We start from the raw sequence: 24,364 nt of genomic DNA, 5'->3' as shown, positions 1-24,364 counted from the left end.
AATATATCGATGAAAAGAACATTAAATACTTAAAATAATGTTAAATAATAGATTATATAAATAATTAATCGATTAAATACATAAAAAGTAAGAAAAATCGATCAAAAATTAATAATATTCCTATTCAAAAGATCGATAAACGGTGTGTAACCAATTACAATCGTGGAAATAATTGGTAATTTGATGGATTGTGAAATAGGAATATGCTATTGGCAGCTGCTCGTGGCAAATAATTCCTAGTTTTATTTGTTAAGATTCTTTGAAAATGAATGATTCGAAGTGAAAAACGGTAAACTAAAATAAAGGGAACAATCGTATATTTGCTAAAGCAGGTCTCCTTATCGCGCTGACTTTTACCGTCAGTGAGGAAAGTCCGGACACCATAGCGCAGTATAGCGGGTAACACCCGTCATCCTGAGGGATCGGGATAGGACCAGTGCAGCAGAAAGAATGTACAGGTAAGGCTGTAGTGAAATCAGGTAAACTCTATACGGTGCAACGCCATGTAAACCGACACTTGAGAGCTGCGCGTTCGAGTCGGAGGGTAGGCGGTTAGATCATTATGGTAACGTAATGACTAGATAAATGATAAGGCTTAGTTTGACTAAGAACAGAATCCGGCTTATGACCTGCTTTTTTGATAAAAAGCAAATCTTTGATTTATTTGCGTAGTTTTATTCAGTCCGATCGTAGTATTAGCACCTTTTGAATATTAGTGTGGCGGTTAAACTAATTTCAATAACTGTTGGGATATATCTTCCTTAAGTATTATTACTTTTCAAAAAAACTAAAAACACTACCACCGTATTTACGGGTTTCCTGTAAATACTTATTTTCAGATAAGTCAGTATGCTTTGAGTGCTCAATAATTAGCACACCTTCTTCATTCAACAATTCATTATCAAATACCAAGGCGATAATTTTGTCAAACTGTTCTGTGCTAAAATCATAAGGCGGATCAGCAAAAACAAGATCATGTTTGGTATTTACTTTTTCTAGATAGGAAAAAACATCACTTTTAATTGCATTTATTGGGAGGTCTAACTCCCTGGCTACTTTATCAATATACTTCACACAACCATAGTAACGATCTACTGCAATTATATGTTCTGTACCTCGGCTAGCGAATTCGAAACTGATGTTGCCGGTTCCCGCAAATAAGTCTAAAACGCTAATTTCATTTAAATAAAACCGATTATTTATAATGTTAAATAAGGCTTCTTTGGCCATATCCGTAGTAGGTCTAACCGGTAGTTTAGATGGTGCGATCAGCCTTTTTCCTTTGTATTTTCCTGAAATAATTCGCATTCAAAACGAATTTAGTAAAACATAATCTTCGTGATCAGTGGGTGGGACCAGCTCTTCTTTAAAGCCAAAAGTTTCATTACGCTTTCCGAAATCAATATTTCTAATGTAGGTGTAGACCATTTTATAAAGTGGGCTTTCTTTATTAATTGCGCCTAATAAATAGAGTTGAAATTTATCTGGGTTTAGTTGTAACTGCTCAACCGTAAATAGAATGTAGTAAATAAAGTCTTCTTTATTAGTATAAGAAAACGAGTTGAACAATTGAAGTTTTCGTTGTTTTAATACCACAATATCAAACTGGTTTTCATGTACATGTACATACATTATGGATTGGTCGTCTGATGAAGCAGTGCTCAAAATACTATTGACAAGTAATGAGGCATAATGCTTATATTCAAAAGTACCATATTGTTCAAAAATATAATTATTGATGTTTACGTAAGGTATGTAAACGTTTACCATTTCGGTATTGCTTAATACATCGAACGTTATATAATCATTTTCAAGAACTTTTGTATTAAATTTAAGGTAGTCTCCTAGGTTTTTGTCACTAAATAGGGCTGTAGGAACAAAACTATTTAGTTCATTAACATAAACAATCTTTACCTTATTGAAAGGTTGTTGCAATGCCAGAGCACTTGCAAAAACACGCTTTACCTTTTCCAATAACTGATGTGGCGAAATGACATCATGAAAAGGGAACGATGTATAATGCGTTATGGTATTAATGGACTTGTCTAGTATACAAAAAGAAAGTCCACCCAAGCTAAGCTGAATGGACAAGTCTAGAAGCGTTTTATCTTCTATGTTTCTATTAATTATTTTGGGGGGTGTCATAAATGGTTGGCCAGTTACCATTGGTACTTACCTCTCCCAAAGAACCAACGACGATGTCGGGTCCGTTTACTTCTTCCACAGATATATGTTCTCTTTCCTGTTGTAATAAATAATCAGGTTGGTCGTGTAAAATTAGGTTTTTATCAATTCTCGCTTCAAAAACCGCAATTTTAAAACCATTTTTATCAATCATATCAGATTTCATAGTAAACTTTGAACCTGGTTTACCCGAACCCTCAGGAATTGTCTCTAGGCTTTTATAGCGATCAGAATTTTTAAATAAAGAGTCTTTTACCGGTACGAAGCCCAGAGTATCTATCACTTTAACTTCGCGAAGCATGTCAATGCGGAAATTCTCATCATATTCCATATAACTTGAATCTCTCGTTTCAGTTAGTGTGAACTGTGCTGTATCAATAAATTTGATAAGGCCGTTAAAATCACTAGCGAATTTTCCAGTTACAGTTCTATGCGCAATTTGTGCATCTCTAATATCTTTCAAACGCTCAATCACTTGAGTATAGCGCTCCTTTTTTACTTTGCCAAAACGTATTGGTGCATTAATAGAGTCATAGATAAGATATACTAGGCCAATACTTATTAACCAAAGAGCGATCTGAATGATGCGTTTCATTTGTTTGCTAAAATTTAATTAGTGTTACACGCAAATCTACAATTTTTTTTTAATCGCAAAAGTTTTTAACCAAAAAAGCATTCCTATCTTTACTAGCTAAATACACTTAATGGATAGTCGTTCTTTCAACGCCTTGCTTCAGAAAAAATTTCCACATGAACCCACCTTAAAACAGCAGGTGGTTTTAAATCAGCTATCTGAGTTTTTGCTATCGACGGAAAAAGACGCATTATTCTTACTTAAAGGATATGCCGGTACAGGAAAAACAACCATGATATCGACCATTGTTTCAAGTTTATGGAATGTTAAGTTAAAATCGGTGTTACTGGCGCCTACGGGGCGAGCGGCCAAGGTGATTACCAACTACAGTAATTCTAAAGCATTTACCATCCATAAAAAGATTTATTTTCCAAAAAAGGAAACAAATGGTGGGGTGAGCTTTCAGTTACAGCAAAACAAGCATCGAAACACTATTTTTATAGTTGATGAGGCCTCTATGATTCCTGATATTCCTGCTGATTCAAAGCTTTTTGAAAATGGGAGTTTACTTGACGATTTGATGATGTATGTGTACTCCGGACATAATTGTAAATTGTTATTGATAGGCGATACTGCACAACTTCCACCTGTCAGGCTAGAATTAAGCCCTGCTTTAGATGCCGATAAAATGTCACTTAACTTCAATAAGGAAGTCACCCAAATTGAAATGGATGAAGTAGTAAGGCAGCAACAAGATTCAGGCATTCTATATAATGCAACGTTACTTAGAGAGCAGTTGGCAAGTTCGTTTTACGATGATTTTAAGTTCAATGTTTCTTCTTTTGCTGATATTGTTCGTCTGATAGATGGTCATGAAATATTAGAAGCTATAACAGGGGCTTATGATACTAATGGAAAAGAAGATACGGCAATCATCGTGCGATCGAATAAACGTGCAAATTTGTACAATCAGCAAATACGAAGTCGCATTTTATTTAATGAACATGAAATTTCTGCAGGTGATTATTTGATGGTAGTAAAAAACAATTACTTCTGGCTAAAAGAAAGTACTGAAGCTGGATTTATTGCGAATGGGGATATCATCGAAATTCTAGAGATATTCAATATCAAAGAGTTGTATGGTTTTGAGTTTGCTGAGGTCAAGGTGCGTATGGTTGATTACCCCAATCAAAAACCCTTCGAAACGGTACTACTACTAGATACCATTAAAGCGGAATCGGCTTCATTATCTTACGAAGATTCAAACAAGTTATATCAAGCTGTGGTGGAGGATTATGCAAACGAACGATCTAAGTACCGACAATTTTTGAAAGTGAAAAAAAACAAATATTTTAACGCACTACAGGTAAAATTCTCATACGCAATTACGTGTCATAAATCGCAAGGGGGGCAATGGAGTACCGTTTTTGTAGAACAACCCTATTTACCAAATGGGGTAGATCGAGAGTACTTAAGATGGCTTTACACAGCGGTTACGCGAGCAAAAGATAAACTCTTCCTCATCGGATTTAAAAGTGAATTTTTCGAAGAGGAGTAATGAAAATGCCAAACAAAATCTAAAAACCGTATTTTTAATTTCAATCTAAATAAACAATTCAATGGATACCGTACTTAGTATCTTTTTAGGGGTTGGTCTGGCAGCCTCAGTCGGTTTTAGGGTCTTTGTTCCTTTATTTGCACTTAGTTTAGCTGCCTATTTAGGTCACATTCCATTAAACGAAAGCTGGATGTGGGTCGGTAGTCTGACAGCATTAATCGTTTTGGGAGTTGCTACTGTTGTCGAAATCTTTGCTTATTACATTCCTTGGGTAGATAATTTACTTGATACCATCGCCGTGCCTCTTGCTGCTGTTGCCGGAACTGCTGTCATGGTGGCCACAATGGCCGATCTTGATCCTGTAGTTACTTGGTCACTGGCTATTATAGCTGGTGGGGGTACTGCTACCGTAATCGCAAGTACGTCGGCTGCCACAAGATTAGCAAGTACAGCAACAACCGGTGGTTTGGGAAACTCTGGCGTATCGACTGTTGAAACAGCAACCGCTGGTATTTTGTCTATAACTTCAGTTTTCGTGCCCATAGTGGCTTTTGTTTTAACCGTAGTAATTATTCTAATCGTACGATTTTTTTACAAAAAGGTGCGTGGCAGGACGACCTGATGTTTTAATTATAACTAATTTTATGGCTTAGCATATACCCATATAATGAAAGTTATTTCAATGATTCCCGCCAGATATGCGGCATCTCGATTTCCAGGTAAACTCATGCAAGACCTCGGAGGCAAATCTGTTATTTTAACTACCTATCAAGCCACAGTAAATACGGGGCTATTTGACGATGTTTTTGTAGTTACTGATAGTGACATTATTTACAACGAGATTGTCAATAATGGAGGAAAAGCCATAATGAGCATCGCTGAGCATGATTGTGGCTCTGACAGGATTGCAGAAGCCGTTGCTGATATGGATATTGATATCGTTGTAAATGTTCAGGGTGACGAACCATTTACGGAACGCACTGCTTTAGCTAAGGTGCTTCACGTATTCCAAACTGATACCGAAAAAGAGATTGACTTGGCTTCAATAATGTCTCCGATAACCGATATTGATGAGATCAACAATCCGAATACGGTCAAGGTAATTGTTGATAAGAACGATTTCGCATTGTATTTTTCGCGTTCTCCAATACCGTATCCTCGGGATACAAATGTTGGTGCTACGTATTACAAGCATAAAGGAGTATATGCGTTCCGTAAACAAGCAATAATCGATTTTCATCGATCACCTATGTTGACGCTAGAAGCATCTGAAAAAATTGAAGCAATACGTTATTTGGAATATGGCAAGAGAATAAAAATGGTTGAAAGTGATGTTGTTGGAGTCGAGATAGATACACCAGAAGATTTAGAAAGAGCAAGAAAGTTATTATGAATTTTGATCAAGTTGAAGTAATTGGCTTTGATGCTGATGATACTTTATGGGTAAACGAAACCTATTTTCGCGAAGCAGAAGAGGCCTTTGCTACCCTTCTTTCTCAGTATGAAACCCCAAATAAGATAGATCAGGAGCTTTTTAAAATGGAAATGAAAAACCTACCATTATACGGTTATGGTGTAAAAGGTTTTATGCTTTCAATGGTCGAAATGGCCTTAGAATTATCAAACGACACCGTTTCGAATGAAACCATCGGTGCTATATTGAACATTGGTAAGGAAATGATCGAAAAACCAGTTGAATTGCTTGAAGGCGTTGAAGAAGTACTGAAAGCACTTTCTCCCAAATACAAGCTAATAGTTGCCACGAAAGGTGATTTGTTAGATCAAGAACGTAAATTGGAACGATCGGGACTACTCCAGTATTTTCATCATATAGAAGTCCTAAGCGAGAAAAAGGAAGACAACTATGCTAGCCTTCTTAATCATTTAGATATCGAACCTTCACGATTTTTGATGATAGGTAATTCGCTTAAATCAGATATTTTACCCCTGCTGAACATAGGGGCTAAAGCAGTACATGTTCCATTTCATACCACCTGGGTTCATGAACAAGTGAGCACAAATGCGAAGCAAGAAGAAAAATTTTTGACACTTAATTCAATAAAAGAACTTTTATCTCATGTCTAACAACTTTAAGCCGTTAGATATTGACTCATGGGTGCGTAAAGATCATTTTAATTTTTACAAAAATTTTGATGACCCTTTTTATGGGGTTACCACAAATGTTGACGTTACCATAGCAAAAGATTTTTGTGTTAAAAATGATATTTCTTTTTTTAGTTGGTATTTGCATAAATGCTTATGTGCCGTAAACGAGGTAGAATCCTTACGATATAGAATAAATGAAAATGGAGAAGTGTTGGTTCATAATACTATTGACGCCTCATCGACTATTAATAGGCCGGACGGTACCTTTGGGTTTTCATATATAGAATTTAACAGCAGTTTTGATGTTTTCAAAGAAAACGTACAAAAGGAAATAGATCAGGTTCAAAATAGTAAAGGTCTTATTCCTACAAATGGTAACGTAAACACTATTCATTTTTCTGCCTTACCATGGATTCACTTTACCAGTTTATCACATGCAATGCATAGTGAATTTAAAGATTCGATTCCTAAAATATCTGTGGGAAAAGTTCTGCAGCAAAACGATCAGCTAGTAATGCCAGTATCAATACATGTGCATCATGCCTTAGTTGATGGATCTGATCTGGGTAAATTTTACGATTATTTTCAAAATCATTTAAACAAAACAAATTAGTATCTGTAATTCTTTTGGTAGTTTTGCACATACCTAAATAGACCGCGAACCGATATGATGTATAAAAATTTTCCTATGGTACCTAGGGTAGTATTTGGCCGAGGAAGTTTTGATCAACTTGATCAAATACTGGCTGAAAAAAGAAGCTCTCCTAAAAGCCCTATGATATTTCTTGTTGATGATGTATTCTCTACCAATGATGTTTTTGTAAAACGTATACCTAAAAGAGATCGCGACCATATTATCTTTATAAATGCCGATAATGAACCTAAAACAATTCAGGTAGATTCACTACGTGAAACTATTTTTAGCCGGACTGCAGAGGTGCCTGAAGGGATCATTGGAATTGGTGGTGGCACAGTAATGGACCTAGCAAAGGCCGTGGCTATTATGATGACCAATCCGGGAAGTTCAGCAGACTATCAAGGTTGGGATTTAGTAAAATATCCAGCAGTATATCATGTAGGTATTCCGACAATATCAGGTACAGGGGCAGAAGTATCTCGGACCACCGTACTGACTGGACCTAAAAAGAAGCTGGGCATTAACTCTGATTATACTCCTTTTGATCAAGTAGTGCTAGACCCTGAATTAACAAAAGGTGTTGACATAAAGCAGTGGTTTTATACAGGAATGGATTGTTATATTCATTGTATAGAGTCCCTTAATGGTACTTATTTAAACGCCTTTAGTAAAAGCTATGGTGAGAAAGCCTTAGATCTTTGCCGTGAGGTTTTTAATAAGAAAGTGGTAGATGAACAAAGTCAGGATGAACTTATGATGGCTAGCTGGCATGGAGGCATGAGTATTGCCTATTCACAGGTCGGTGTTGCACACGCTATGAGCTATGGATTATCGTATTTGCTAGGGACACGTCATGGGGTTGGAAATTGCATTGTATTTGATCATCTTGAAGAATTTTATCCAGAGGGAGTAGCTGAGTTTAAGCAAATGGTTAAAAAACATGATATTTCCATACCAAAAGGTATCTGTGCAAACCTAAGCGATGAGCAGTTTGACACCATGATAGAAGTTGCAATGGGATTAGGTCCGCTTTGGGAGAATGCCGTTGGAGCTGATTGGCGTAAGAAGGTAACGCCTGAAAAACTAAGAGGCCTTTACGAAAAAATGTAAACACTATGCAGGCGATCGCCCGATTTATCTATTTTAAACTACTCGGGTGGAAACTTGAAGGGGAAGTTCCGAATATTTCTAAATGTGTTATGGTTGTTGCACCGCATACGCATTGGCTTGATTTTTTGCTGGGTCTTCTGATACGTGCTGCTCTAAAAGAAGAAATTAATTTTATCGGAAAAGAATCCTTATTCAAACCTCCTTTTGGTTGGTTCTTTAGATGGATGGGTGGTGCGCCTATTGCACGTTCTAAAAAGAAAAACCAAGTACAACAGATCGTTGAAATTTTTGAAAGCAAGTCAAAATTTAGACTGGCTTTAGCGCCCGAAGGCACCCGCAAAAAAGTAGACGAATGGAAAACAGGTTTTTACTACATAGCGAAAGCGGCTAAGGTACCTGTAATCAAAATTGCGTTTGATTTTGGAAAGAAAACCATTAAAATTGCTGATCCCGTTAAAATGACTGATAATATGGAAGCTGATATTGCTGAAATCATGAAATTTTATGAGGGGGTAAAGGGCAAAATCCCCAAGTATAGTTAGACTATTTCAGATAGTCAATTAACTGGCGCATTGCCTTACCGCGATGCCCAATATCACTTTTCTGAGTCAGAGTCATTTCGGCAAAGGTCTCTTCAAATCCATCAGGATTAAAAACGGGGTCATAGCCAAAACCTTTTTCACCACGCCGCTCGTGGGTAATTTGTCCATTCGCCTCGCCAATAAATAAAGTTTTTTCGCTGCCAATAGCTAAGGCAATTACTGTTTTAAAGCACGCATTCCTATCGCCTACGTCTTTCATTGCAAGTAATAGTTTGTCGATATTTTCGTCTGCGGTAGCTGCTTCGCCCGCGTATCTTTTTGAGTGTACTCCAGGAGCCCCTTCTAAAGCGACCACTTCTAGTCCGGTATCGTCTGCAAAACAATCTTTTTTATAGTGCTCTTTTACATAATCAGCTTTTAAAATGGCATTTTCCTCAATAGTATCACCTGTTTCAGGTATATCTTCAATACATCCAATATCTTCTAGACTTAATAGTTTTATATAGTTTGGTAACTGTGCCGAAACTTCAATAAACTTATTTTCGTTGTGTGTAGCAAATACAAGTTCTAATTCTTCGATGGGTTCTTCCATAACTATCGGTGATGATAAGGTTCGTTTTTGATGATGGTAAATGCTCGATAAAGCTGTTCGACCATAAATAGTCGTATCATTTGATGCGAAAATGTCATTTTTGACAATGATAGTTTTTCATTCGCCCTAGCATATACGGAAGGTGAAAATCCATATGGCCCTCCAATTACAAAGATAATCTGTTTTAATCCAATATTCATTTTTTTTTGTAGCTGTTCAGAGAACTCTACAGAGTTGAACATTTTCCCTTTCTCATCTAATAAAATTAAATGATCACTGTTTTTTATTCTTTTTAAAATAAGCTCTCCCTCTTTTTCTTTTTGTTGCGCTTCATTGAGGTTTTTTGTATTCTTTAAATCAGGGATCACATCAAAAGTAAAATTGACATAATGCCCTAATCGCTTGGTGTAATCATCAGTTAAGGAAGAAAGAGTGGCTTTATCTGTTTTTCCAATAGCAAGCAGCGAAATATTCATAGTATAAAATTAGCATTATTCTTACGGTTGTGCTACATTAGAACTCAATTAAATCAATCATTCTAACCATGATCAGTAAAAGACATCTCAATCAAGAAATCGATTTAATAATTCATAATGCAATTCGCGAGGATGTAGGACCTGGTGATTATAGCAGTCTGGCTTGTATTCCTTTGGAACAAGAAGGTAAAGCAAAATTACTGGTTAAAGATGAGGGTATTATTGCTGGAGTTAAATTGGCAAGAATGATTTTTGCTCATGTTGACCCACATTTAAAGGTAGAGGTATTGATTGAAGATGGACAAGCAGTAAAGCATGGAGATATTGCTTTCTATGTAGAAGGTAGTTCGCAATCAATTTTACAAGCTGAGCGTTTGGTGCTAAACTCAATGCAACGTATGAGTGCCATTGCAACTAAAACGCACCAATATGTTGTGTTATTAAAAGGAACAAAAACTAAAATATTAGATACTAGAAAAACCACTCCTGGCTTTAGAGCATTAGAAAAATGGGCCGTTACTATTGGAGGAGGTGTAAATCACCGTTTTGGGTTATATGATATGATCATGTTAAAAGATAACCATGTTGATTATGCAGGTGGAATCGCTAATGCTATTTCCAAAACAAAATCTTATTTGGCGGATAATAAATTAGATTTACAAATAATAGTGGAGGCTCGAAATTTGAGCGAAGTACAACAGATTCTTGATGCCGGACCGGTATATAGAATTTTATTGGACAATTTCGGTTATGATGATACCAGAGCTGCAGTAGAATTAATAGGAGATCGTTGTTTGACCGAGTCATCAGGCGGAATTACCGAGGATACTATTCGTAATTATGCTGAATGTGGTGTTGATTTTATTTCTTCAGGTGCCTTAACACATTCGGTAAACAATATGGATTTAAGTTTAAAGGCAGTATAAACAATGTCGGAAAAGGTAGAAGAAAGACTGGAACGTATTCCGATCATTAATTGGATCGTTCGTTTTTTTAAAAAGATCAAAATACCGGGTTTCGAAGGACTTTCATTGTATTATTTATTAGAGATGTATGTGCTAGGCGTGGTGAAAGGAGCTTTTTCAGCACGCGCCAGTGCAATTGCCTTTAGCCTATTTATGGCTTTATTTCCCTTGGTCATTTTCTTAGTGAATTTAGTGCCTTTTGCCGCACCTTATGTCAATTTACCAGGCACTCATACAGAATTCGACATCGAGTTCTTAGCATTTTTAGAGTCCATTCTCCCAAAAGCAACAAGTGACTATTTTAGTGAGATATACTATCAGATAAAAGAACAAAAACATGGAGGTTTACTTTCATCAGCTTTTGTACTTTCCATCTTTTTAATTGCAAACGGCATAAATGCTATTTTTAGCAGTTTTGAAAACTCATATCATGTTGAGCTAACCAGAAATTTCATCAAACAATATGCATATGCGCTAGTGGTTGGTTTGATCATTTCTATCCTATTAGTAATAGGGGTCATTGGCTTGATTTACTTTGAGTTTTATGTAGTAGAATATTTAAGTGAATATGCAGGTAGAGAATATGGTACCAATGTGGCTAAAAGCGACGACATTGGTGTTAAGGTAGCCCAAATTAGCTTTTTTATTATGCTGGCATACCTTATAACAGCTACCTTATTTTATTTTGGTACATCAGAAGGACGATCGATCAAGTTCTTTTCGGTGGGAGCCTTACTAACCACCTTGTTATTTATTCTTACATCATACCTTTTTGGCATATATGTTGATAAATTTGCTAGGTATAATGAGCTGTATGGTGCCTTGGGAGGTCTTTTGATACTTATGGTCTATATTTGGCTCAATTGTAATATTTTATTGCTTGGGTTCGAGTTAAATGCCACACTTAGTCGACTTAAAAGAAGTCATAGACAAGAAGAAGAAAAACCTGAAGCATATGCAAGTATTGATTAAAACGTACAAATCTTAAAAATTAAAACCTATGAAAAAGTTATTGGTATTACTGTTATTAATTGCTTCATCAGCTACCGTATCTGCTCAAAGCGTCACGGGAAAATGGAAAAGTATTGATGATGAAACAGGAGAAGCAAAGTCTGTAGTTGAAATCTATGATGATAATGGTAAGATATACGGAAAAATTGTTGAGATTTTAAATCCTGATAGAAAAGATGCGCTTTGTGAAAAATGCGAGGGAGCTGATAAGAATAAGCCTATCTTAGGGTTAACGATTATTAAGGATCTTGAAAAAAAGGGTAATGAGTACAAGGGCGGCACGATTTTCGACCCTCAAAAAGGAAAGGAATACAAATGCAAAATATGGGTGGACGAAGATGATGAAAACAAGCTGAATGTTCGTGGGTATATTGCATTTTTATATAGAACACAAAATTGGTTTAGAGTACAATAGCATAATTAATTGGAGTTAAAAGAAATACAAGGAATTTTTCATAAAGAACTCGACAACCAATTCGGAAAAGAAGAGGTGTCGAGTTTCTTTTTTATGCTTACTGAACACTTTTTTGGAGTCTCTAGGTTAACATTAGCGCTAAAGACCAGTATACAGCTTACTAAAAGCGAGCAATCAATTATTTATGACGCGCTATCTCGTTTGAAAGCAAATAAGCCCATTCAATATATCATAGGTAAAACCCATTTTTACGGTTTAGACTTTAAGGTAAATGAACATACGTTAATTCCTCGACCCGAAACAGAGGAACTTGTGCAATGGATATTAGACGATTATAGCAAGGTTGATGATAAACTTTCGGTATTAGATATTGGTACTGGTACAGGCTGCATTGCTATTTCGCTAGCTAAAAATTTAGCTAGTGCAATGGTAGATGCTATTGATGTTGATGAAAACACATTGAAGGTTGCCCATCAAAATGCCATCAGTAATGAAGTAAAGGTGAACTTTATACTTCAGGACATTCTAGCAGTTACGGACTTAAAAAACTATAATATCATCGTGTCTAATCCGCCTTATGTACGCGATCTTGAAAAAGAACAGATGCAGCAAAATGTGCTTGACCATGAGCCGGAAAAAGCGTTGTTCGTTTCTGATGATAACCCACTAATTTTTTACGAAAAGATCGCCAAATTAGCATTTACCTGCCTTTCAGACAACAGTGCACTTTATTTTGAAATCAATGAATACCTGTCAGATGAAACAAAAGAACTTTGTGAGGCCTGTGGTTTTAAAAAAGTAACTGTTAAAAACGATATCTTTGGGAAACCAAGAATGATAAAAGCCAAAATGTAATGAAAAGTTGTGTTGTTTTTTGCGGAAGTAGTGAAGGGAATGATGTCGATGTAATCGATCAAGGATATCAATTAGGTTCTTATTTAGCAACCAATGGTATCGATCTTATTTATGGCGCAGGTAAGATTGGTATTATGGGAAAAGTAGCGCAAGGCGCTCTTGAAAATAAAGGGACGGTGATAGGTGTAATTCCGGAATTTTTAAAACTGAAAGAGGTTGTACATTTAGGCCTGACAGAACTGCATGTCACTAAGAATATGCACGAAAGGAAGTTGTTAATGCATGACTTATCAGACGCTATCATTACCTTACCAGGGGGCTATGGCACTTTAGAAGAGCTATTTGAAATGGTAACTTGGGGTCAGCTAGGCTTACATCAAAAGCCAATAGGTATTTTAAACACGAATGGGTTTTATGATGACTTGCTGGCACTACTAGAAAATATGGTAAGAAAAGGATTTCTGAAAATGGATAATTATGAAATGCTCATTGTTGATAATCACATTGAACGATTAATTGAAAAAATGAAAAATTACAAGCCCGTTCCCGTACCAAAATGGATCAAAAAAGAACTAACCTAAATCAATTTATTCTAATCAAAAGCATAGTTAAAAGCTTTTTTTAGCCATTTTTCAAAGTTTTATTTAGTGACATTAATATATGAATACCGAACAACAAATTAACCAACTGCGGGAAGATTTAAGGCAGCATAACCACAATTATTACGTACTAGATAAACCAACCATAAGTGATTACGAGTTTGATTTGCTTTTAAAAAAACTTCAAGAGCTTGAAGCAAAACATCCTGAGTATTACGATCCGAATTCACCAACCTTAAGAGTGGGTGGGGCGGTAACCAAGAATTTTGAAACGATCAAGCACGAACATCGAATGTACTCACTTGATAATTCATATTCTAAAGAAGATCTTGAAGATTGGGAAAAGCGCATCAAAAAGCTGGTTGACGGAGAAGTACAATATACTTGTGAGTTAAAATATGACGGTGCTTCAATAAGTCTAACCTATGAAAATGGAGTTTTAGTGAAAGCAGTTACAAGAGGTGATGGATTTCAAGGAGATAATGTAACCACAAATATCAGAACCATTAAGTCAGTGCCTTTAAAATTAAAAGGTAATTTTCCACAGAAATTTGATATAAGAGGGGAGATCATTTTGCCCTTAGACGGATTTGCAAAAATGAATGAAGAGCGCATTGAAAACGGAGAAGATCCTTATATGAATCCTCGTAATACGGCTTCTGGAAGTTTGAAATTGCAAGATAGTAGCGAGGTCGCTAAACGCCCTTTAGAATGTTTGTTATATAATTTAACCGGTAATAACTTAGGTGTAGAAACCCAGTTTGAAAGCCTGGATAAGGCGCGTCAATGGGGTTTTAAAGTGCCTGAAGTAGCCAAACTGGCGAATAGTATTGATGAGGTTTTAGAATTTGTAGCCTATTGGGATGTGCATCGTCATGATTTACCTTACGAAATAGACGGAGTAGTAATTAAAGTTAATGGTTTGTACCAACAAGAAGAGCTAGGTTATACGGCCAAAGCACCGCGTTGGGCAATGGCATATAAGTTCAAGGCAGAGCGTGTAAGTACGGTGTTAAATGAGATAAGTTACCAGGTAGGAAGAACAGGAGCTATTACTCCAGTAGCTAATTTACAGCCGGTTTTATTGGGAGGTACCACAGTGAAGCGTGCAAGTTTACACAATGCTGATCAGATTGCGAAGTTGGATATTCGAGAAGGTGATACCGTTTTTGTTGAAAAAGGAGGAGAAATCATTCCTAAGGTGATTGAAGTCGATTTAAGTAAACGACCTGAAAATTCTACTGCAACCGTGTACAGAAGTACCTGTCCAGAGTGTGAAACCATTCTAATTAGAAAAGAAGGGGAGGCACAGCATTATTGCCCGAATGAGATGGGGTGCCCTCCTCAAATAATTGGTCGTATTCAACACTTTATTTCACGTAAAGCAATGGACATAGAAGGTTTAGGAGGAGAAACCGTAGCCCTTCTGGTAAAAGAAAACTTAATTGGCAACTATGCTGATTTATATACGCTCACTAAAGAACAGGTGATGCCACTAGAGCGTATGGCGGAAAAATCCGCCGAGAATTTGGTGTCAGGTGTCGAAAAATCAAAAGAAATCCCTTTTGAGCGAGTGCTTTTTGCTTTGGGAATTCGATATGTTGGCGAGACTGTTGCCAAAAAATTAGCCAAGCACTATAAAAGTATTGAAAACTTAGCTGCAGCGCCGGAAGAAGATCTTATTAGTGTTGACGAAATAGGGGGTAGAATTGCCGAAAGTGTAGTCGACTTCTTTTCTAATGAAAAAAATCAAATGTTGGTTCAACGTTTAGAGGAATATGGTGTCCAACTAAAAATTTCAGATGAGGTCCTGCAGAATCAATCCGATATTTTGGTAGGAAAGACTTTTGTAGTATCAGGAGTTTTTGAAAAAGTATCCCGCAATGAACTCAAAAAATTGATTGAGGATAATGGGGGTAAAGTGGGTTCGTCGATTTCTTCAAAGACAACTTATGTAGTTGCCGGAGACAAAATGGGACCAAGTAAGAAAACAAAGGCAGAAAACTTAGGAGTACCCTTAATTTCTGAAGATGATTTTTTAGCAATGATTTAAGTTTATCGAGCTCACTGACTTATTCTATCAGCATGCCAGCTAACCATTAGCTAGCTTATTTTACTTCCCAGAATCGGAATTTGTTTCCTATACATCCATAATATCGTTAAGGCAAGCAGAAACGTTGCGATCGCTGTATAAAACAATACCCCACTGTCACCATTAATTTCAACCCCCAGTTTCGTTAAATGCATAAAAATGGCACCTGCAATAACACCAACGGTAAGTGAGGCACCCATCCAAACTGTTTTTGGGATTAGCAATAAAATACCCGCAATTAATTCGACAACTCCAATACCTATTCTACCAATTGGTTCGAGTCCAACCTTTGTAAAAATGTATACGCTATCTGGATGAGCAGTAAATTTAAATCGAAGAGTTTGTATTAAAATGATCGCAACAATGATGCGCAAAGCTAAAGGAAGAATTTTTTTCATTATGGTTGTATTAGTTGAGTTATGTTGATTAACAAATGCTTAGACTAATAATAATGAATTTCCTTACTAATTAATCTCAATTTTAATCAGAGCAAAGTTGAAGCTAATTGCACATTGTTCTTTAAAATACCAATTAAGGTAGGTTTTATACAATTATCGAAGTCCCTTCTGCAGAGCTATTCTTATGGGAGTCGAAATAAAAATCAACTCGACCTAAATTAATTCCCCAGCAACCAACTTGATTGACAAGTACTTTTTTACCTTCTAGATTGTCGACTATGGTTGGTTTTTCTAGAAAAGTGTGGGTGTGGCCACCAATAATCAAATCGATGTTTTTTGTCGCAGCCGCTACGGTTAGATCTGAAGGCATATTAGGATTGTTTCGATATTCATACCCCAAATGTGACAAGCAAATTATAAGATCACAGTGCTCCTCTTCTTTTAGAATACGTGACATATCGGTAGCAACTTCAATAGGGTCAAGAAATTTTGTTTCCTTATACATTTTTTGCGTTACGAGTCCGTTTAATTCTATGCCTAATCCGAATATGCCTATTCGTATTCCATCTTTAATGTATACTTTATAGGGTTTGGTGTGCGAATTCATTACAGTGTTGGTAAAATCATAGTTCGCAATTAAAAAATCGAATTTGGCATGTGGTAACTGCGCGTATAAACCGTCAATCCCATTATCAAAATCGTGATTGCCAAGAGTGGCTGCATCATATTTAAGATGGCTCATTAACTTGAATTCTAATTCACCTCCATAAAAATTAAAATACGCAGTGCCTTGAAAAATGTCACCGGCATCTAACAGTAAGGTATTGACATTTTCTTGTCGTATTTTTTCAACCAATTGTGCTCTTCTTGCAACTCCACCGGCATTGGCATGTCTAGGGTGTGAAGCCTCAATCGCATCAATATGACTATGGGTATCATTCGTGTGTAGAATGGTAATGTGTTTTTTAGAAGCAAGATTACAAGATTGCAATAATCCGCTTCCAACTGCTAAATATGCGGCTCCTCCGGCCGTATTGGCTATGAATTGTCTTCTTTTCATCGTATTTGAATAAAGCGATTATCCAATGAAACATCAATGGTGTCTATCTTTTTTAAATAATCAATCATTGCATTTCTTATTTTATAATCAAGCTCATAATAATTTACCGGATTAGCCAAAAAATGCATATTGTCACCGCCTTGGTATAGAAAGTTTGAAGTGGCAATTAGGTAATTTTTATTTTTGTTGATCGTCTTTCCACCTATAGTAGTCTCAACGATATTCTCATTCTTATCAATTTTAAGTGTCATACCCGCAATGGGGTGGGCGCGCTTAGCTTTGCTTAAATAATTGAGCATTTGCTGTAATTTTTGAGTAGTGAGTTCAACCACAACAATGGTGTTGTCAAAGGGCATTACATCATACATCGCTTTAAGAGGGATAGTACCTTCTCCCAGAGCAGAGCGTATACCTCCGTGATTCATTAAAAAAACATCGACTTTCTTTCCTTCCCTCTTTTCAAATACAGCATTCGATCTTTCTAACAACAAATCAGCCATAAAATTACCAATGGTACTTTCATAAACACCATCGTTCTTATGCATATCTCGAACATTATAGCTTAGCACACTATTGAGTTCTTTTTTTACATGGATTCGGTAAGGTTGAATAATACTGTCAACGATTAGATCGTTTTTAATACTATTATTAATGGGAATTTGTTTGGCTTGGATGGTTGTGAGTTCAGTTGATGTGTTTTTACATCCAGACAGAAAACAAAAAGTTACAAATAAAACAATTTGTTGTATTTTCATAATTTGATTTTGTAAATAAACGGGCTTTTTATATACATTTGCAGCACACCTTAAAGATACATGTTTTTACAGGCACTAAAGAAAAAGACTAGTCAAAATTTTTTGAATAGAGCATTATCTAAGTACGATGCGAAACCTTCTTATGAATCAAATGGAATTCATAAGGTAGGATGTATTGTTGATGCTGAATCGTTCACAGATTTTGACGCTTTTTCAAATCTCGCAAACTCGATTGATCTTCCTAACTTCAATTTAAACCTTATCTGTTATCACTCAGATCCTAAATCTCATGGCAATTTTAATAAGACTATGTTTTCTGATTCCGATATTGGTTGGGGAGGTCGTTTAAAACATTTTGCTTTACAGCATTTCACTGAAACACCTATGGATTTGTTAATCAATTACTTTGATAATGCAGATCATTTGGCACCGCAAATAGTGGCGGCTCAAAGCAAAGCAGCATTTCGAGTTGGTTTTGAAGGAATTGATAAGCGCTTAAATGATTTGGTAATTGCAACCGACATTAAGAATTACGATTCATTTGAGTCAGAGCTGCTCAAGTATCTTACCATATTAAAGATTATATAAAACAATGAACAAATTTAAAGGAACAGGAGTAGCTTTAGTTACCCCGTTTAATAACGATTTTTCTGTAGACACCGCCGCACTGATTGATTTAGTTAATTTTGTGATCAAAGGAGGCGTTAATTATCTAGTTGTATTAGGAACCACAGGCGAAGGTGCTACTTTAACAAAGGTTGAACAACAATTAGTAATAGACACCATAACCACTGCTAACAATAAACGCCTACCAATGGTTTTGGGTATTGGAGGGAACAATACCGCCCAGGTGTGTGATACCATTAAGAATACTGATTTAACTAATTTTGATGCAGTTTTGTCAGTCTCGCCTTATTATAATAAACCCAATCAGGAGGGATTGTATCGTCATTTTGAACAAATCGCTTTAGCATCTCCTAAGCCAATTATTTTATATAATGTACCTGGACGCACCTCAATGAATATGCTACCGGAAACTGTAGTTCGTTTAGCGAATGATTTTTCAAATATTATTGGGGTAAAAGAAGCTGGGAACAATATTATGCAGGGTATGCAATTGGTTAAAGACGCTCCGAAAGACTTTTTGGTAATATCTGGGGACGATGATTTGGCGTTGAGTCTTACCCTCTCTGGAGGTGATGGTGTGATCTCGGTCATGGGTCAAGGTACACCTGTTGAGTTCTCCAAAATGATTCAGCTTGGTCTTGAAGGAAAGAGCAAAGAAGCGTTTGAACTTTACTATCGTCAAATGGAAGGAATCAAGATGATCTTTGAAGATGGAAATCCCGCTGGTATTAAATCTATTTTAGCACATAGAGGGATCATTAAAAATGTGGTGCGTTTGCCCTTAGTGAAAGCAAATCAAGATTTAATAAGAAGACTGGAAGCTTTTGTAGACAACTTGTAGTATCAATCTTAACGGAAAACACTTCTCAAGTGTTTTCTTTTGGAAAAAATAGCGGTTTGATATTTTTCAAACCGCTACTTATTTCTATTCTGGTGTGATTTCTTCTAAAATAGTATTTGATAATTCTTCACCATTGTTATCAATAGCCACATACCAAACATTTGTAGTACAATCTCTATTTACAATATCAGAGTTTGAAGAGCATTTTTGAATAGTTCCTTTAATCAAATATCCAGCAGTAGTTTTCTCTGCAGAGTATCCATATTCGTTATAAAAATCACCATAAGTACGTTGCCATACTTTATTTCCTTTTTTATCAGTTTTCACTACAAACATGTCGTAATTACCTTTTCCATAAGAACTTGTTGAACCTATGATCAAATATCCGTCTTCAGTAGCTATAATAGAATTTGCTTTGTCATAGCTTTTCCCGCCAAATTGTTTAGACCAAATCTCATTGCCATTGGCATAATTCTTAGTTAATAAAATCTGGGAAGACTCTCCATTTCTTGAACCAATTGTAGTGACATTGATCGAACCTTGGTCGACTTGAATTTTTGGTTGAAATTTCAATTCAGTTTTCTTTAAAAATTTATTGTTTAATACTCGATTAGTAGTTAAAAGTATCGCGACTACCCGGTCAAACCGGTCTCTTTTGACTTTTAGAATATAATCAAAAACCAACAACTCGTTTCGGTTTAAAACCTCAAGTTCATGTTCATTATCCCAGCCGCTTAGTGAAATACTTAGCTTGTTTTTATCGTATTTTATTGTAAAATCAACATTGAGTTCTTCACTATAATATTGTCCCGCATAACTCTCCAAATCAGAAAGGGTGATACTCTCCTGTAACATCTTTTTATAGACTCTGGTCTTACCATTCTGATAAAACAATATCATTTTATCTTTAAAGAATCCTACTTTTAGTTTTTGATTTTGTGCTATTTCATAAAGGTTTTTTTGCTTTTCTTGAAGCTCAATTGGATTATTGTTGCCGTTTCTCCAGACTAATTTGCCACCCTTTTCTTCTATTCGAATTAAATAGTCTCCAGGAGAAAGATATTGACCTATAAGTTGTGATTTTGGAATATTATTAGAAATAGACCGAATGCGATTATCATAGTTGTCTTTAATTTCTTTTACCGGAAGAAGTATTTTGGCAATCTCATCTGCAATAGCGCCACTCCAAAGTCTGCTATTGTTACTCATGACAAATACACTTAATTTTTCATTTGGAAACCTAACGGTCTGAGAGTGGTAGGAACCTGTACCACCTGAATGATGAATAGCTTTACGACCTAGTCGGTTTTCGAGCTCCAGGCCAAAACCGTATGTAGTAATCTCACTATTTGGTATTGGTTCTTGACTTTTTATTAGCAGCACATTATTGTTGTGAAAGGCATTTTGCAGAGACTTTTCAAACCTAAGTTGATCTTTTAGTGTTGTAAATAAAAACCCATCTCCATAAAGATTTGTAACCATAGGGTATTGCTGCCAAATTCCGTCACCCCAATCAGAATAAGGTAAAGCTTGATTAGGAATTACATACATGTAGTTCTTAAGAAAAGAAGTATTTTTCAAACCAATATTTTTAAAAAAGCGCTCAGAGTATTTATGAAAATCTTGTTCTGAAACGACGCTAATAATTTTGGTAAGTAGGGTATAGCCAGAATTACTATACATGTATCTCGAGCCAGGAGTAAAAGCTAAATCCTGTTGTTTTTGAAGAAGCTCAATGACATCGTTATTATCCAAACCTTCTTTTCTCCACCAAGGATCTTGTTGTATACTCATCAAGTCATAAAAATCTCGTATGCCACTCGTATGATTTAACAGATGCCTGATTTTAATCTTAGTTTGCACTTTTGGATAAAGCTTTGGAAGATACTTTCTTATATCATCTTCTAAATTTAATTTTTCTTCCAATGCTAAATTCAAAATCATCAAAGCGGTAAACTGTTTTGCTGTAGAAGCGATGTTTGATCTGGAGTTTTCAGAAATTTTAACCTTATGTTGCAAACTGGCCAATCCTTGGTAACTTTCGTATAGAATTTCACCGTCTTTAACGATGCCAACAAATAAACCGGGTTCGTTTGATGATACTTTTGATTTTACAATAGAATCTATTTTAGCGATCGCTGGTTTTTGTGCCGATAGATTGGCTGCAATGCTCAGCATTAAAATAGGGAATAGTTTTTTCATGATGATTGTTATTTTGAAGCAAAAATGAATCAGATAGTTAAATGAAACGCTTCAAATCAAGATTTGAGTCCTATTTTTCACGAGATTTTTTTAAGATAGTCTTTGGGTGAAAGCGAAGTACTTTTTTTAAATGCCCGGTTGAAGGTAGCTTTACTATTAAAGCCACAATCAAATGCTATTCCTAACAGTGTAGTAGTATTTTGCTCGCCGGTATCTAACTTCTTCTTTATAGCCTCAATTCTGTAGTGGTTTATGAAGTCATTAAAATTCATTTTGAAGCCATAGTTAATAACTGTAGAAATAGTTTTCGTATTTGTATCAAGTAATTGGGCAACATCAGAAAGTTTTAATTTAGGGTTTTGGTAAATCCTTTTTCCGTGTATCAATTGAAGTGTTTTTTCTTTCCAAAGTTCAATATCTTTTTCAACGGAAGATCCTGAACCTTGTTTTTCTTCCTCTTCTTCTAATGAATCAAACGTAATAGAATCAGCACTAACATCATTCATGAAATCCATTTTTACAGCATTCGCATATCCATTTAAAGAAATATAGAATATCACTAAGGAGAAAGCGATATAATGCCAGAATTGACTGCCAAATTCGCCCCATTCAGGATTTAATATGAAAAATAAAACTCTCAAAACCAGTATTCCTAAAAAGGCAATCATAAAGGTTCTTATCCATTTAAATAGAATAGTTTCAGCATAACTGACATTGTTGAAAACAAATGCCTTATAATTCTGGTAGTTTATTAAACTGCCAATTAAATATATGGTCATTGATATTAACCCTAATACCTGGTACCAAGTAGCAAGGTCTTTATCGCGACCATCTGCATAGAAGTAGAACTTTTCTAAAATAACTTTATCAGTAATAAAAATGATCAAGCTATATATCATATATAAGCCAGAAGGAATAAAGTGAAACCAATCAGTTTTAGATAATTCAAACCTATTGTTCAATAGACTTTTGGTGTAAAAAAACACAACAGGCCCTATCAGTAAAACCTGCATAAAAGGCACAAAAAATAATATCTCTCGTGTGGTTTTAGTTGCGTACCAATTTGCATATCCCAGCATATACGGAGTTATGTACATGGCACATAAGAATAGCAAAAGACTGAGCCATTTACTCGAGTTTTGGTTGTAAATAAGGCCTCTTCTTAATAAAAGAAACGAAAAAACCATCCCATGAAAAAAAAAGATGAGAAGTAGAGAGCTTTTTTGCCCAAAACTAAAGGGGAAATCTGTTAAAAAATTAATGAGTAAAAGTTTTTCAAGTTAAAAATAAGAATAATTTCAGTCCGCTTGGTGCTCGAATTGTTTGTTACTAACATATAAAGAATACTTGACAATTTTACTCCTAATAACTGGACTTAATCAAGATATGATTGGTCAAGATTATCGTATAACGTGATATGGAGTTTGAATTTTCCTATTCAAATAAAACATGGGTCGACAATGTTTAGTATAACGTTAAACTATTTCTAAATATAGTTTCTATTTTGATTTTGCGATTAATTTAGGCCCTGGAAACGGAATAATGTATGTGCTAACTTCATGCATTAAATCCTTTTAAATACCGTATAATTTTCTAATTTTGCACGATGTTTCAAAAAGTAGTACATTTTCTTTTAATAATTGTTGGTTTAGCGGCTCTTGGTTCGTGTAGTGAGTATCAAAAAGCATTAAAATCTGAAGATACAAAGGTAAAGTATGATTTAGCTCAACAATATTATGACGCTGGTGATTTTAAAAGAGCTAATAGATTGTATGAGCAGATTATTCCTAAATTTCGCGGGAAACCTCAGGCTGAACGTATTGTATTCTTTTATGCTAATAGCTACTACCAAACAAAAGATTACTACCTAGCGAGCTACCAGTTTGATCGCTTTATCAAATCGTTTCCAAAAAGCGAAAAAGTACAAGAAGCAGCTTTTTTAGGTGCTAAAAGTTACTACATGCAATCACCAAAGTTTAGTATAGATCAAACAGAAACCTATAAGGCAATTGAAAAGCTTCAAGCTTTTATCAATATTTATCCGGGTGCGAAAGAGATTCCGGAAGCCAATGAAATGGTAAAGAATCTTAGGTTAAAGTTAGATAAGAAAGCATTTGAGATCGCAAGACAATATAATACAATACGAGACTATCGCTCATCAATTACTGCGATTGACAATTTCATAATCGATCATCCGGGTACGCCATATAAAGAAGAGGCATTATATGTGAAGTTTGATTCAGCATATCGTCGTGCAATGAATACGTTTGAATATCTTAAGAAAACAAGGCTTACCGAGGCAAAAGAAGCATATAACGATCTGAAGAAATTTCGACCTGAAGGGGAGTTTATTAAAAAGGCTGATGAGTTGATAACCGATATAGACGAAGAGTTAGTTAACTATCAGGAAACAGAATAAGAAAAGTTAGTAATAGCAGATATGGATTTAAAGAAAACAGATGCACCAGTAAATACGGTTACCGTAAATCGTAACGAGTTCGATCAACCTACGGACAACATTTATGAAGCCATTTCAATTGTTGCAAAAAGAGCAATTCAAATAAACTCTGAAATCAAAAAAGAGTTAATCGAAAAGCTAGAAGAGTTTGCTACATATAATGATAGTTTAGAAGAGGTCTTTGAAAACAAAGAGCAGATTGAAGTTTCTAAGTTTTACGAAAAGCTTCCAAAACCACATGCTTTGGCATTACAGGAGTGGTTAGAAACTAAGATTTATCACCGCAATACGGAAAAAGACGCTTAAT

27 protein-coding genes and 1 other RNA gene are annotated in these 24,364 nt (G+C 35.6%); 18 read left to right on the top strand and 10 right to left on the bottom strand.

Annotation, left to right across the window (positions count from 1 at the left end; all coding sequences use genetic code 11):
* The first annotated feature begins 325 nt into the window (after window positions 1–325).
* Window positions 326–640: RNase P RNA component class A (rnpB, locus tag ABN763_RS17235), an RNA gene on the top strand.
* Window positions 641–771: 131 nt separating this feature from the next.
* Here rnpB and rsmD read toward each other — a convergent pair.
* The 3 genes from rsmD to ABN763_RS17220 are packed head-to-tail and all read right to left on the bottom strand — an operon-like array spanning window position 772 to window position 2,779.
* Window positions 772–1,308, bottom strand: coding sequence for a 16S rRNA (guanine(966)-N(2))-methyltransferase RsmD (gene rsmD, locus ABN763_RS17230; protein ID WP_410486744.1), 537 nt, complete (start codon window positions 1,306–1,308; stop codon window positions 772–774).
* Window positions 1,309–2,145 (bottom strand): DUF3822 family protein, encoded by an 837-nt coding sequence (locus ABN763_RS17225; RefSeq protein WP_410486743.1) that lies wholly within the window; start codon window positions 2,143–2,145, stop codon window positions 1,309–1,311. It lies immediately after the preceding gene.
* The gene (locus ABN763_RS17220; RefSeq protein WP_410486742.1) at window positions 2,123–2,779 is read right to left on the bottom strand and encodes a hypothetical protein; all 657 of its coding nucleotides are present in this window, start codon (window positions 2,777–2,779) and stop codon (window positions 2,123–2,125) included. Before ABN763_RS17220 ends, ABN763_RS17225 begins: the two co-directional genes overlap by 23 nt.
* 109 nt (window positions 2,780–2,888) lie before the next feature.
* On the opposite strand from ABN763_RS17220, the gene ABN763_RS17215 reads away from it, so the two are divergent.
* The 7 genes from ABN763_RS17215 (at window position 2,889) to ABN763_RS17185 (ending at window position 8,711) form a co-directional block, all read left to right on the top strand.
* Window positions 2,889–4,316, top strand: a complete 1,428-nt coding sequence (locus ABN763_RS17215; protein ID WP_410486741.1) for an ATP-dependent RecD-like DNA helicase — start codon at window positions 2,889–2,891, stop codon at window positions 4,314–4,316.
* Between the two features lie 61 nt (window positions 4,317–4,377).
* Window positions 4,378–4,938, top strand: coding sequence for a DUF4126 domain-containing protein (locus ABN763_RS17210; RefSeq protein ID WP_410486740.1), 561 nt, complete (start codon window positions 4,378–4,380; stop codon window positions 4,936–4,938).
* A gap of 45 nt (window positions 4,939–4,983) precedes the next feature.
* Window positions 4,984–5,709 (top strand): 3-deoxy-manno-octulosonate cytidylyltransferase, encoded by a 726-nt coding sequence (gene kdsB, locus ABN763_RS17205; protein WP_410486739.1) that lies wholly within the window; start codon window positions 4,984–4,986, stop codon window positions 5,707–5,709.
* The gene (locus ABN763_RS17200; RefSeq protein WP_410486738.1) at window positions 5,706–6,401 is read left to right on the top strand and encodes an HAD family hydrolase; all 696 of its coding nucleotides are present in this window, start codon (window positions 5,706–5,708) and stop codon (window positions 6,399–6,401) included. The genes kdsB and ABN763_RS17200 overlap by 4 nt, the downstream gene beginning before the upstream one ends.
* Entirely contained in the window at window positions 6,394–7,035 is a 642-nt protein-coding gene (locus ABN763_RS17195; protein ID WP_410486737.1) for a CatA-like O-acetyltransferase, read from the top strand. Before ABN763_RS17200 ends, ABN763_RS17195 begins: the two co-directional genes overlap by 8 nt.
* A 75-nt stretch (window positions 7,036–7,110) precedes the next feature.
* Entirely contained in the window at window positions 7,111–8,169 is a 1,059-nt protein-coding gene (locus ABN763_RS17190; protein WP_410486736.1) for an iron-containing alcohol dehydrogenase family protein, read from the top strand.
* A gap of 5 nt (window positions 8,170–8,174) precedes the next feature.
* Complete coding sequence (locus tag ABN763_RS17185) at window positions 8,175–8,711, top strand: lysophospholipid acyltransferase family protein (RefSeq protein ID WP_410486735.1); 537 nt, start codon at window positions 8,175–8,177, stop codon at window positions 8,709–8,711.
* A gap of 1 nt (window position 8,712) precedes the next feature.
* On the opposite strand, the gene ABN763_RS17180 is transcribed toward ABN763_RS17185, so the two are convergent.
* Window positions 8,713–9,303, bottom strand: coding sequence for a non-canonical purine NTP diphosphatase (locus ABN763_RS17180; RefSeq protein WP_410486734.1), 591 nt, complete (start codon window positions 9,301–9,303; stop codon window positions 8,713–8,715).
* A 2-nt stretch (window positions 9,304–9,305) separates the two neighbouring features.
* A complete protein-coding gene (gene rlmH / locus ABN763_RS17175; RefSeq protein ID WP_410486733.1) occupies window positions 9,306–9,779 on the bottom strand; it encodes a 23S rRNA (pseudouridine(1915)-N(3))-methyltransferase RlmH in 474 nt (157 codons plus the stop codon).
* Between the two features lie 68 nt (window positions 9,780–9,847).
* Here rlmH and nadC point away from each other — a divergent pair, with 68 nt between their 5' ends.
* The 6 genes from nadC to ligA all read left to right on the top strand — a co-directional run bounded on the left by nadC (window position 9,848) and on the right by ligA (window position 15,677).
* Window positions 9,848–10,705, top strand: a complete 858-nt coding sequence (gene nadC / locus ABN763_RS17170) for a carboxylating nicotinate-nucleotide diphosphorylase (protein ID WP_410486732.1) — start codon at window positions 9,848–9,850, stop codon at window positions 10,703–10,705.
* A gap of 3 nt (window positions 10,706–10,708) precedes the next feature.
* Entirely contained in the window at window positions 10,709–11,716 is a 1,008-nt protein-coding gene (locus ABN763_RS17165; RefSeq protein WP_410486731.1) for a YihY/virulence factor BrkB family protein, read from the top strand.
* Window positions 11,717–11,744: 28 nt separating this feature from the next.
* Entirely contained in the window at window positions 11,745–12,170 is a 426-nt protein-coding gene (locus ABN763_RS17160; protein WP_410486730.1) for a DUF2147 domain-containing protein, read from the top strand.
* A gap of 9 nt (window positions 12,171–12,179) precedes the next feature.
* A complete protein-coding gene (gene prmC, locus ABN763_RS17155; protein ID WP_410486729.1) occupies window positions 12,180–13,025 on the top strand; it encodes a peptide chain release factor N(5)-glutamine methyltransferase in 846 nt (281 codons plus the stop codon).
* Window positions 13,025–13,606 carry a TIGR00730 family Rossman fold protein gene (locus tag ABN763_RS17150; protein WP_410486728.1) on the top strand — a complete coding sequence of 194 codons (582 nt, stop codon included), beginning with the start codon at window positions 13,025–13,027 and terminating at the stop codon, window positions 13,604–13,606. The genes prmC and ABN763_RS17150 overlap by 1 nt, the downstream gene beginning before the upstream one ends.
* 79 nt (window positions 13,607–13,685) lie before the next feature.
* A complete protein-coding gene (gene ligA / locus ABN763_RS17145) occupies window positions 13,686–15,677 on the top strand; it encodes an NAD-dependent DNA ligase LigA (RefSeq protein WP_410486727.1) in 1,992 nt (663 codons plus the stop codon).
* A 50-nt stretch (window positions 15,678–15,727) separates the two neighbouring features.
* Here the strand turns inward: ligA and ABN763_RS17140 are convergent, their stop codons facing one another.
* From ABN763_RS17140 to ABN763_RS17130, 3 genes are all read right to left on the bottom strand, one after another.
* A complete protein-coding gene (locus ABN763_RS17140) occupies window positions 15,728–16,114 on the bottom strand; it encodes a DoxX family membrane protein (protein ID WP_410486726.1) in 387 nt (128 codons plus the stop codon).
* 145 nt (window positions 16,115–16,259) lie between these two features.
* Entirely contained in the window at window positions 16,260–17,174 is a 915-nt protein-coding gene (locus tag ABN763_RS17135; protein WP_410486725.1) for a bifunctional metallophosphatase/5'-nucleotidase, read from the bottom strand.
* Window positions 17,171–17,929 carry a 5'-nucleotidase C-terminal domain-containing protein gene (locus ABN763_RS17130; RefSeq protein ID WP_410486724.1) on the bottom strand — a complete coding sequence of 253 codons (759 nt, stop codon included), beginning with the start codon at window positions 17,927–17,929 and terminating at the stop codon, window positions 17,171–17,173. The genes ABN763_RS17135 and ABN763_RS17130 overlap by 4 nt, the downstream gene beginning before the upstream one ends.
* 60 nt (window positions 17,930–17,989) lie before the next feature.
* On the opposite strand from ABN763_RS17130, the gene ABN763_RS17125 reads away from it, so the two are divergent.
* Together ABN763_RS17125 and dapA are read left to right on the top strand one after the other, a co-directional pair.
* Entirely contained in the window at window positions 17,990–18,517 is a 528-nt protein-coding gene (locus ABN763_RS17125) for a DUF6913 domain-containing protein (protein ID WP_410486723.1), read from the top strand.
* A 4-nt stretch (window positions 18,518–18,521) separates the two neighbouring features.
* The gene (dapA, locus tag ABN763_RS17120; protein WP_410486722.1) at window positions 18,522–19,397 is read left to right on the top strand and encodes a 4-hydroxy-tetrahydrodipicolinate synthase; all 876 of its coding nucleotides are present in this window, start codon (window positions 18,522–18,524) and stop codon (window positions 19,395–19,397) included.
* 84 nt (window positions 19,398–19,481) lie between these two features.
* On the opposite strand, the gene ABN763_RS17115 is transcribed toward dapA, so the two are convergent.
* Window positions 19,482–21,599, bottom strand: a complete 2,118-nt coding sequence (locus ABN763_RS17115) for a serine hydrolase (RefSeq protein WP_410486721.1) — start codon at window positions 21,597–21,599, stop codon at window positions 19,482–19,484.
* Window positions 21,600–21,676: 77 nt separating this feature from the next.
* Complete coding sequence (locus ABN763_RS17110; protein ID WP_410486720.1) at window positions 21,677–22,561, bottom strand: helix-turn-helix domain-containing protein; 885 nt, start codon at window positions 22,559–22,561, stop codon at window positions 21,677–21,679.
* A 644-nt stretch (window positions 22,562–23,205) separates the two neighbouring features.
* On the opposite strand from ABN763_RS17110, the gene ABN763_RS17105 reads away from it, so the two are divergent.
* Together ABN763_RS17105 and ABN763_RS17100 are read left to right on the top strand one after the other, a co-directional pair.
* Window positions 23,206–24,018, top strand: a complete 813-nt coding sequence (locus ABN763_RS17105) for an outer membrane protein assembly factor BamD (protein WP_410486719.1) — start codon at window positions 23,206–23,208, stop codon at window positions 24,016–24,018.
* A 21-nt stretch (window positions 24,019–24,039) separates the two neighbouring features.
* Window positions 24,040–24,363, top strand: a complete 324-nt coding sequence (locus ABN763_RS17100) for a DNA-directed RNA polymerase subunit omega (RefSeq protein WP_410486718.1) — start codon at window positions 24,040–24,042, stop codon at window positions 24,361–24,363.
* Window position 24,364: the final 1 nt, after the last annotated feature.

Source organism: Spongiivirga sp. MCCC 1A20706 (assembly GCF_046524175.1).
GTDB lineage: Bacteria > Bacteroidota > Bacteroidia > Flavobacteriales > Flavobacteriaceae > Spongiivirga.
The sequence above is the reverse complement of the archived record's forward strand: the minus strand, read 5'-3'. Positions and strand labels throughout refer to the sequence as shown.

Coding starts and splice junctions, on each gene's coding strand:
- ABN763_RS17225 (WP_410486743.1), bottom strand. CDS start 2,145: ATGACACCCCCCAAAATAATTAATAGAAACATAGAAGATAAAACGCTT.
- ABN763_RS17220 (WP_410486742.1), bottom strand. CDS start 2,779: ATGAAACGCATCATTCAGATCGCTCTTTGGTTAATAAGTATTGGCCTA.
- ABN763_RS17165 (WP_410486731.1), top strand. CDS start 10,709: ATGTCGGAAAAGGTAGAAGAAAGACTGGAACGTATTCCGATCATTAAT.
- ABN763_RS17150 (WP_410486728.1), top strand. CDS start 13,025: ATGAAAAGTTGTGTTGTTTTTTGCGGAAGTAGTGAAGGGAATGATGTC.
- dapA (WP_410486722.1), top strand. CDS start 18,522: ATGAACAAATTTAAAGGAACAGGAGTAGCTTTAGTTACCCCGTTTAAT.
- ABN763_RS17215 (WP_410486741.1), top strand. CDS start 2,889: ATGGATAGTCGTTCTTTCAACGCCTTGCTTCAGAAAAAATTTCCACAT.
- rsmD (WP_410486744.1), bottom strand. CDS start 1,308: ATGCGAATTATTTCAGGAAAATACAAAGGAAAAAGGCTGATCGCACCA.
- ABN763_RS17125 (WP_410486723.1), top strand. CDS start 17,990: ATGTTTTTACAGGCACTAAAGAAAAAGACTAGTCAAAATTTTTTGAAT.
- ABN763_RS17100 (WP_410486718.1), top strand. CDS start 24,040: ATGGATTTAAAGAAAACAGATGCACCAGTAAATACGGTTACCGTAAAT.
- ABN763_RS17160 (WP_410486730.1), top strand. CDS start 11,745: ATGAAAAAGTTATTGGTATTACTGTTATTAATTGCTTCATCAGCTACC.
- ABN763_RS17190 (WP_410486736.1), top strand. CDS start 7,111: ATGGTACCTAGGGTAGTATTTGGCCGAGGAAGTTTTGATCAACTTGAT.
- rlmH (WP_410486733.1), bottom strand. CDS start 9,779: ATGAATATTTCGCTGCTTGCTATTGGAAAAACAGATAAAGCCACTCTT.
- ABN763_RS17195 (WP_410486737.1), top strand. CDS start 6,394: ATGTCTAACAACTTTAAGCCGTTAGATATTGACTCATGGGTGCGTAAA.
- ABN763_RS17135 (WP_410486725.1), bottom strand. CDS start 17,174: ATGAAAAGAAGACAATTCATAGCCAATACGGCCGGAGGAGCCGCATAT.
- ligA (WP_410486727.1), top strand. CDS start 13,686: ATGAATACCGAACAACAAATTAACCAACTGCGGGAAGATTTAAGGCAG.
- ABN763_RS17200 (WP_410486738.1), top strand. CDS start 5,706: ATGAATTTTGATCAAGTTGAAGTAATTGGCTTTGATGCTGATGATACT.
- kdsB (WP_410486739.1), top strand. CDS start 4,984: ATGAAAGTTATTTCAATGATTCCCGCCAGATATGCGGCATCTCGATTT.
- ABN763_RS17140 (WP_410486726.1), bottom strand. CDS start 16,114: ATGAAAAAAATTCTTCCTTTAGCTTTGCGCATCATTGTTGCGATCATT.
- ABN763_RS17180 (WP_410486734.1), bottom strand. CDS start 9,303: ATGGAAGAACCCATCGAAGAATTAGAACTTGTATTTGCTACACACAAC.
- nadC (WP_410486732.1), top strand. CDS start 9,848: ATGATCAGTAAAAGACATCTCAATCAAGAAATCGATTTAATAATTCAT.
- ABN763_RS17130 (WP_410486724.1), bottom strand. CDS start 17,929: ATGAAAATACAACAAATTGTTTTATTTGTAACTTTTTGTTTTCTGTCT.
- ABN763_RS17185 (WP_410486735.1), top strand. CDS start 8,175: ATGCAGGCGATCGCCCGATTTATCTATTTTAAACTACTCGGGTGGAAA.
- ABN763_RS17210 (WP_410486740.1), top strand. CDS start 4,378: ATGGATACCGTACTTAGTATCTTTTTAGGGGTTGGTCTGGCAGCCTCA.
- ABN763_RS17105 (WP_410486719.1), top strand. CDS start 23,206: ATGTTTCAAAAAGTAGTACATTTTCTTTTAATAATTGTTGGTTTAGCG.
- ABN763_RS17115 (WP_410486721.1), bottom strand. CDS start 21,599: ATGAAAAAACTATTCCCTATTTTAATGCTGAGCATTGCAGCCAATCTA.